Origin of the sequence: Actinophytocola sp., from assembly GCF_035712165.1 — a bacterium.
Classification (GTDB): domain Bacteria; phylum Actinomycetota; class Actinomycetes; order Mycobacteriales; family Pseudonocardiaceae; genus DASYTH01.
Window position 1 is genome coordinate 1 of the sequence record NZ_DASTBH010000344.1, and the last position, 7219, is coordinate 7219.

A 7219-nucleotide genomic window follows, 5' to 3' on the forward strand; every position below is an offset into this window, starting at 1 on the left:
CGCGGGTGGACGCGCTGCTGCTGGCCGGCGGCGCGGACATCGACCCGGCCAGCTACGGCCAGCAGCGGGGACCGAACACCTGGCCGCCGGACCCGGCGCGCGACGCCACCGACTTCACCGCGCTGGATATCGCGCTGCGGCGCGGAATTCCGGTGCTGGCGATCTGCCGGGGCATGCAGGTGCTGTCCATCGCCCGGGGCGGCACGCTGCATCAGCACCTGCCCGCGCACGGTCCGCCCGGCCCGGGAGTCTTCACGCCGCGCCCGATGCGGGTGGATCCGGACTCCCGGCTGGGCGCCGCCATGGGTCCGGCGATGACCCTGCACTGCCACCACCATCAGGGCATCGACCGGCTCGGCGCCGGGCTGGTGGCCACCGCGTGGGCCGAGGACGGCGTGATCGAGGCGCTGGAGGACCCGGCTGCGCCGTTTCTCGTCGGCGTTCAGGCGCATCCCGAGGAGACCGACACGGCCACGCTGTTCAAGGCGTTCGTGCACGCCGCGAGGGGAAGCTGATGGACCGGTTGCGAACCCGGCTCGCCGGGCGGCTCGTGCTGCCCCCCGACGCCGGCTACGACACGGCGCTTCAACTGCAGTCGGCCCAGTTCGACGCCATCCGCCCGCGCGGCATCGCCTACTGCGCCAACGCCTCGGACGTGTCCGAGTGCGTGAGGTTCGCCCTGGACAACGGCATTCCGGTGACCGCCCGGGCCGGCGGCCACAGCAGCGCCGGCTACTCCACCACCGACGGCCTGGTCGTCGACCTGTCCATATTGGACGATGTGGTCGTCGGCCGGTCCACGATACGCATCGGCGCCGGCGCGCAGGCGGTCGACGTGCTGGCCGCGCTCGAACCGCACGGCCGGCAGGTGGCCACCGGAACCTGCGCCACCGTGTGCGCCGGCGGGTTCCTGCTCGGCGGCGGCCACGGACCCCAGGCCCGCAAGTTCGGCCTGGCCAGCGACCGCCTGGTGGCCGCCGACGTGGTGCTCGCCGACGGCACCGAGGTGCGCGCCTCGGCGCACGAGCACCCCGACCTGTTCTGGGCCCTGCGCGGCGCCGGCGGCTGCAACTTCGGCATCGTGACCGCGCTGGAGGTCCGGCCCACCCGCGTGCCCTCGATGGTCACCTTCGACCTCACCTGGGACTGGGCCGACGCCCTCGACGTGCTCACCGCCTGGCAGGACTGGGTGATCGACGCCCCCGGCGAACTGGCCGCGCGTTTCTGGGTCGCCGCACCGGGTGCGGCCGCCGCACCCCAGGTCCTGGTGCACGGCGCCTACCTCGGCGCCGAACCCGACTGCGCCCGGTCCCTCGACCGCCTGGTCGCCGCCGTCGCCCGCCCACCCGTCAGCCGCTGCGTCGCGGACCTTCCCTACACCCAGGCGATGATGCGAATCTTCAACTGCGCCAACCGCACCGTCGCCCAGAGCCACCGAGTCGGCCACTCACCCCAGGCCCAACTTCCCCGGGACCACCACATCAGCACCCGCAACCGCTTCCTCACCCAACCCATGCCGCCCGAGGGCAGCGCCGCCGCCCTGGCCGCCTTCGCCGCCGACCGCCGCCCCGCCCAGTTCCGGATCTTCGGCATGTACGCCTTCGGCGCCCGCATCAACGAACTGGCCCCCGACGCCACCGCCTACTGCCACCGCGACGCCCAACTGTCCGCGTTCGCCAGCCTCAACCTCATCACCCCGGACCATTCACCGGACGATCGCGAGGCCGCCCGGACCTGGGTCGACCGCTGCTTCGACACCATCGACCCGTTCTCCAACGGCGAGTCGTTCCAGAACTTCATGGACCCGGCCCTCAAGGACTGGCGCACCGCCTACCACGGCTCCAACTACCCCCGCCTGCGCGCCGTCAAGCACCACTACGACCCGCACACCCTGTTCCAATCCCCCCAGTCCATCGCCTAACGAGGCGCGGCGAGGTTCGCCCGGTGGTGCGTCAGGGCGCGGTCGATCAGGTCGGGGGTGGCGCCCAGGTATGTGGTGGGGTCCAGGAGAGCGGGGAGATCCACGGGCAGCGCGGCGAGTTCGGGGGACTGGGTCAGGGCTTCGGCGAACGGGGTGTGCGGGGTCCGGGCGATGTCGGCCAGGACCTTCTTGGCCTTCGCCTTGCCGAGCTGCGGGGCCAGGGCGACGTTGAGCCGCTCCGAGACGATGGTGCCGCCGGTGAGGGCCAGGTTGTCGCGCATGCGGTCGGGGTGGACCTGCAAGCCCTCGAGTAGTTCGGCGGCGGTGGCGGCGGCGCCGGCGACCAGCCGGAGCAACTCCCGCAGGGGCTGCCATTCGGCATGCCAGGCGCCGGGGGCGCGTTCGTCCTCGGCGAGCATGGACTGGGTGAGAATGGTGGCCTGCAACGGAGCCTGGCGGGCGGCGGCGACGATCAGGGTGGCCAGGACCGGGTTGCGCTTCTGCGGCATGGCCGAGGAGATGCCGCGGCCCTCAGCGGCCGGCTCGGCGACCTCGGCCACCTCGGTGCGGGACAGGAACTGGACGTCCAGGGCGATCTTGCCAAGCGCGGCGGCGGTGAACGCGGTGGCGGCGCCGGTGTCGGCGAGCGGAGTGCGCAGCGCGTGCCAGGGGAGTACCGGTTCGGGCAGGCCCAGTTCGGCGGCGAAGGCGGCGATCAGTTCCGGGCCGTGCCCGGGGCTGCCGGCGTACTCGACGTAGGAGGCCAGAGTGCCGGCGGCGCCGCCGAGCTGGGCCGGCAGGCCGGTGCGGCGCAACGTCCGGACCCGGGCCAGGGCGTCGTGCACGAGCATCAGCCAGCCCGCGGTCTTGAGGCCGAAAGTGATCGGAACGGCGTGCTGGGTGAGGGTGCGCCCGGCCATGGGCGTGCTGGCGTGCTGCGCGGTGAGCCGGGCCAGGGCGACGGCGGCGCGCACCAGATCGGCGTCGACCGCGTCGAGCACCCGGGCGGTGAGCAGCATCGCCGCCGAGTCCAGGATGTCCTGGCTGGTGCCGCCCCGGTGCACGTACTCGGCGGCGTCCGGATCGACGGCGGCGACCTGCTCGGTCAGCGCCCGCACCACCGCGACGACCGGGTTCGCGGCGCCGCGGGCCTCGACCGCGAGCGCGGCCAGGTCGAACCGTTCGGCCTGGGCGAGCGAGGCGATCGTGGCCGCGGCCGCTGCCGGCACGACGCCGAGCCGGGCCTGCGCCCGCGCCAGCGCGACCTCCACCTCGAGCATCGCGGCCAGCCACGCCGCGTCGCCGAGCCCGGCAGCCGCCTCGACGCCCGCCCAGACCGGGTTGAGCAGTCCGGTGTCTTCCGTCACGCACCCCACCCTAGGGCGAACGGGTTGGCGGTGACGGCCATGGCCAGTGCGGCGCGGGCGATCGCGTCGGCGTCGCCGAGGATCACGGAGTCAACACCGGGCCGGATGCCGGCGGCGGTCACCCAGTGCACGCCCTCGGTCGGCACGCCGTAGGCGAGCCGGCGCGGGTGCGCCCGCCCGCCGGCATCGAGGATCCGGTACGGCCGCTCGGTGATCCCGAGCCCACCCGTCTCGTACTCGTCGAGGCGGTAGGTGGTGCACTCGCCCCGTTCCCGCATCCGAACCAGCAGCGGGTCGGTGGTCTCCCGGACGTCCACCTCGGGCAGCCGGGCGTCGACGAACACCGTCGCGTCCACCGTGGACCCGTCGACTGCGCCGGCGTGCACCCGAAACCGGGGCCCGGACAGGTCGACCCGCATGTCCGGGCCGAGCACGGTCAGCGTCCCGGCCTCGATCAGCGCCACCAACTCCTCGATCCGGCTGGCCGGCGGCCCGATGGACAGGTAGGCGTTGAGCGGTGTGTACCAGGCGGTCAGCTCGTCCCGGTAGGACGATCCGGTCAGGCCGCCGTGGTCGACGATCAGCCGGATCTCGTTACGCAGGTCGCGCAGCACGTCCAGGGCTGCCTTGAGCGGGTCGGTCACGTTGCCGGTGCGGGCGTGCCGGTGGTCGGCGCGCAGATGATCGAGCAGCCAGGCGCGGAACTCCGCCGGGCCGGTGAACCTCCGGCCGCCGTGCGGGGCCGCGATCCACGCCCAGTCCCAGCGCTCGGCGGCGGTGATCCCGAACTCGTCCAGCAGACCGGCGTCGGCGTCCGGATACCGTACGGCGAAGGCGTTCGCGGTCGCGTCGTCGTCCCGCAGGCGCAGCAGCGCGACGTAGTAGACGAACTCCACCTCGCGGGAGATCAGCGGCCAGACCTCCCGCTGAAAGGAAGCCGGCCGGCCGGCTTCCGCTCTGGCCCGAAACCGCGAGATCACCGGCTCGGTGAGGAACAGCGGCAGGTGCCGGCCGAACGCGCCCTTCTCGTTCTCGCCACGCGCGTGGTACGGCACGCCGCGCCGGGATCCCGCGTACAGCATCGGTTCCCGCCCGGACGGCTGGTAGCGCAGGACGCCGTCCGGAGCGCGCCGGAACTCACCGCCGCGCCCGACGGTCAGCAGCGCCAGGTAGTCGAAGAAGTTCAGTCCCATCCCCCGGATCGCGACGACGTCGGTCTCGCGGATGCCGCTCAGGTCGGCCTCGGCGGGGTTTGACCGGCCCAGGTACGTCAACCCGTTGCGGTGCGCGAAGATTCGCAGGGTGCGCGCCTCGTCGTCCATCGGCATGGCGACGTGGCCCTGGGCGAGGACCACCACCGACAGCCCGGTCAGCCGGTAGCCGTTGTCCAGCGTGACGATCTGCGGCCCGGGCTCGTCGCCGAGCGCCGGACCGTCGTCGACCGCGACGGCACTGTGCCGGTGCGGCACGATCGTCACGCCCGGCGGTGCGGTCGCGCACAACCGGTTCAGTGTCCAGTTGAGATAGTGGCCGTAGAGCATGCGGGACGGGTAGGAGTCCGGCCCCAGCGCCGCCGCCTCGGCCCGCACCTGGTCCGGGTAGTCCTCCAGCGGTCCCAGCACGTCCAGGGTGCGCGCCCAGTCGTACAGGCTGGGACCCTCGACGACCGGTCCGGCGCAGTCGACGCTGTCGTCGGTGAACATGCTGACCTGCGAGGCGATCGTGTTCATCAGCAACAGCGGTGACTGTTCGGTGGTCCAGACCCGGCCGCCCCGGCCGACGTACGGATCGACCAGGTGGATCACCAGCCGCCGGCCGGACTCCGGAGCGTTGGCACAGAGGCGTTCGACGACGCTGAGGCCGCGGGGTCCGGCGCCGACGACGCAGACGCGGACCGTATCGGCGCGGCGGCGGGACCGGCGTGCGGTAGATGACATAGCGAATACCTTGTGGTCGGACGGATTCGGCACGGTCCTCGGAAGAGGCTGATCAGTAGGAGAAGCGCGAGCAAGCCACTACCGCCAGCTCGTCGGGCTGCGGTACGGGCTGCCCGGCCATCCGGCGCGGCGCCGGCCGGTGCACACCGGGCGACGCGGTGCCGCCCGCCCGGCGAGCGCCAGCAGCGCCGAGACCAGCGCCGCCAACTCGTCGTCCGTGGGTTCGCCGCTGACAACGCGAATATGCATGAGGATTCCTTTACTGGGGCGGGTTGCCGTGCTTGCGGGCGGGCAGGCTGGCGTGCTTGCTGCGCAACATGCGCAGCGACCGGACCAGCACCGCCCGGGTCTCCGCCGGGTCGATCACGTCGTCGACCAGACCGCGCTCGGCCGCGTAGTACGGGTGCATCAACTCGGTGCGGTACGACTCGACCAGCTCGGCCCGGGCGGCCTCGGCATCGGGCGCCGCGGCGATCTGCCTCCGGAAGATCACGTTCGCCGCGCCCTCCGCGCCCATCACCGCGATCTCGTTGGTGGGCCAGGCATACGCGAGGTCGGCGCCGACGCTGCGTGAGTCCATCACGATGTAGGCGCCGCCGTAGGCCTTGCGCAGCACGAGGGAGATCCGCGGCACGGTGGCGTCGCAGTAGGCGTAGAGCAGCTTGGCGCCGTGCCGGATGATCCCGCCGTGCTCCTGGTCCACGCCGGGCAGGAAGCCCGGCACGTCCAGCAGGGTGATCAGTGGGATGTTGAACGCGTCGCACATCTGCACGAAGCGTGCGGCCTTCTCGCTGGCCTGGATGTTCAGCACCCCGGCGAGCGACTGCGGCTGGTTGGCCACGAACCCGACCACCTGACCGTCCAGCCGGGCCAGTGCCACGATCACGTTGGTGGCCCAGCGTTCGTGCACCTCCATGTACTGGCCGTCGTCGACGATCGCCTCGATCACCGAGCGCATGTCGTACGGGCGGTTCCCGTCGGCCGGCACCAGCTCGCGCAGGTCCGCGCAGAACCGGTCCTCCGGGTCGTCGGTCGGCTGCTCCGGCGGCGTCTCCCGGTTGTTCTGCGGCAGCAGGGAAAGCAGGTACCGCACATCCTCCAGGCAGCTCTCCTCGTCGTCGTGGACGAAGTGCGCCACCCCGGACACCTCGGCGTGCACGTCCGCGCCGCCCAGGCAGTTCTGGGTGACCTCCTCGCCGGTCACCGCCGCCACCACGTCGGGTCCGGTGATGAACATCTGCGAGGTGTCCCGGACCATGAACACGAAGTCGGTGAGCGCGGGCGAGTAGGCCGCCCCGCCCGCACACGGGCCCAGCATCACGCTGATCTGCGGGATCACCCCGGATGCCTTGGTGTTGCGCTGGAAGATCCCGCCGTAGCCGGCCAGCGCGGTGACGCCCTCCTGGATCCGGGCGCCCGCGCCGTCGTTGAGCGAGACCAGCGGCGCGCCGGCGGCGATGGCCATGTCCATGATCTTGTGGATCTTCTGCGCGTGCGCCTCGCCGAGCGCCCCGCCGAAGATCCGGAAGTCGTGGGCGTAGAAGAACACGGTCCGCCCGTGCACCGTGCCCCAGCCGGTGATCACACCGTCGGTGTACGGCTTCTTGGCTTCCAGCCCGAACCCGGTCGCCCGGTGCCGGCGCAGCGGTTCCACCTCGTTGAGCGAGGCCTTGTCCAGCAACAGCTCGATCCGCTCGCGGGCGGTCAGCTTGCCCTTGGCGTGCTGGCGCTGGGTGGCCTGCGGATCAGGCCCGTCATGGACCAGCTCCTTCAACTTCTTCAGTTCCGCGAGCCGGTCGGGCGGTGTGCTCGTCATCCATGCCCTCCTAGTTACGCTGCCTCGATCACGGCCGACGCGGGCGATCCGAACCACCGGCACAGCGCGGTTTCCAGGCCTTCGGTGCCGGTGCCGGCCCAGACCACGTAACCGTCCGGCCGGACCAGCAGACCGTCAGCGCCGGCAAAGGACTCCGGCAGCTCCCCGACGGGTGTGA

7 protein-coding genes are annotated in these 7219 nt (G+C 72.2%); 2 read left to right on the top strand and 5 right to left on the bottom strand.

What is annotated here, in order from left to right; translation table 11 throughout:
* Positions 1-515: gamma-glutamyl-gamma-aminobutyrate hydrolase family protein (locus tag VFO68_RS19205; RefSeq protein WP_325159700.1), on the top strand; the 515-nt coding region annotated here is incomplete at its 5' end.
* The gene (locus VFO68_RS19210) at positions 515-1921 is read left to right on the top strand and encodes an FAD-binding oxidoreductase (RefSeq protein WP_325159701.1); all 1407 of its coding nucleotides are present in this window, start codon (positions 515-517) and stop codon (positions 1919-1921) included. The genes VFO68_RS19205 and VFO68_RS19210, both read left to right, overlap by 1 nt.
* Here VFO68_RS19210 and pcaB read toward each other — a convergent pair.
* The 5 genes from pcaB to VFO68_RS34290 all read right to left on the bottom strand — a co-directional run bounded on the left by pcaB (position 1918) and on the right by VFO68_RS34290 (position 7148).
* Positions 1918-3288 carry a 3-carboxy-cis,cis-muconate cycloisomerase gene (pcaB, locus tag VFO68_RS19215; protein WP_325159702.1) on the bottom strand — a complete coding sequence of 457 codons (1371 nt, stop codon included), beginning with the start codon at positions 3286-3288 and terminating at the stop codon, positions 1918-1920. The genes VFO68_RS19210 and pcaB overlap by 4 nt on opposite strands.
* Positions 3285-5225 (bottom strand): FAD/NAD(P)-binding protein, encoded by a 1941-nt coding sequence (locus VFO68_RS19220; RefSeq protein WP_325159703.1) that lies wholly within the window; start codon positions 5223-5225, stop codon positions 3285-3287. Before VFO68_RS19220 ends, pcaB begins: the two co-directional genes overlap by 4 nt.
* A gap of 78 nt (positions 5226-5303) precedes the next feature.
* Positions 5304-5474, bottom strand: a complete 171-nt coding sequence (locus tag VFO68_RS19225; RefSeq protein ID WP_325159704.1) for an acyl-CoA carboxylase epsilon subunit — start codon at positions 5472-5474, stop codon at positions 5304-5306.
* A gap of 10 nt (positions 5475-5484) precedes the next feature.
* Positions 5485-7041: an acyl-CoA carboxylase subunit beta gene (locus VFO68_RS19230; RefSeq protein WP_325159705.1), complete on the bottom strand. Its 1557-nt coding sequence runs from the start codon at positions 7039-7041 to the stop codon at positions 5485-5487.
* A gap of 14 nt (positions 7042-7055) precedes the next feature.
* Positions 7056-7148 (bottom strand): hypothetical protein, encoded by a 93-nt coding sequence (locus VFO68_RS34290; RefSeq protein ID WP_414635530.1) that lies wholly within the window; start codon positions 7146-7148, stop codon positions 7056-7058.
* Positions 7149-7219 lie beyond the last annotated feature (71 nt).

Excerpts from the sequence above, each read along its gene's own strand:
- VFO68_RS19210 (WP_325159701.1), top strand. The coding sequence starts at position 515 with ATGGACCGGTTGCGAACCCGGCTCGCCGGGCGGCTCGTGCTGCCCCCC.
- VFO68_RS19220 (WP_325159703.1), bottom strand. The coding sequence starts at position 5,225 with ATGTCATCTACCGCACGCCGGTCCCGCCGCCGCGCCGATACGGTCCGC.
- VFO68_RS19225 (WP_325159704.1), bottom strand. The coding sequence starts at position 5,474 with ATGCATATTCGCGTTGTCAGCGGCGAACCCACGGACGACGAGTTGGCG.
- VFO68_RS19230 (WP_325159705.1), bottom strand. The coding sequence starts at position 7,041 with ATGACGAGCACACCGCCCGACCGGCTCGCGGAACTGAAGAAGTTGAAG.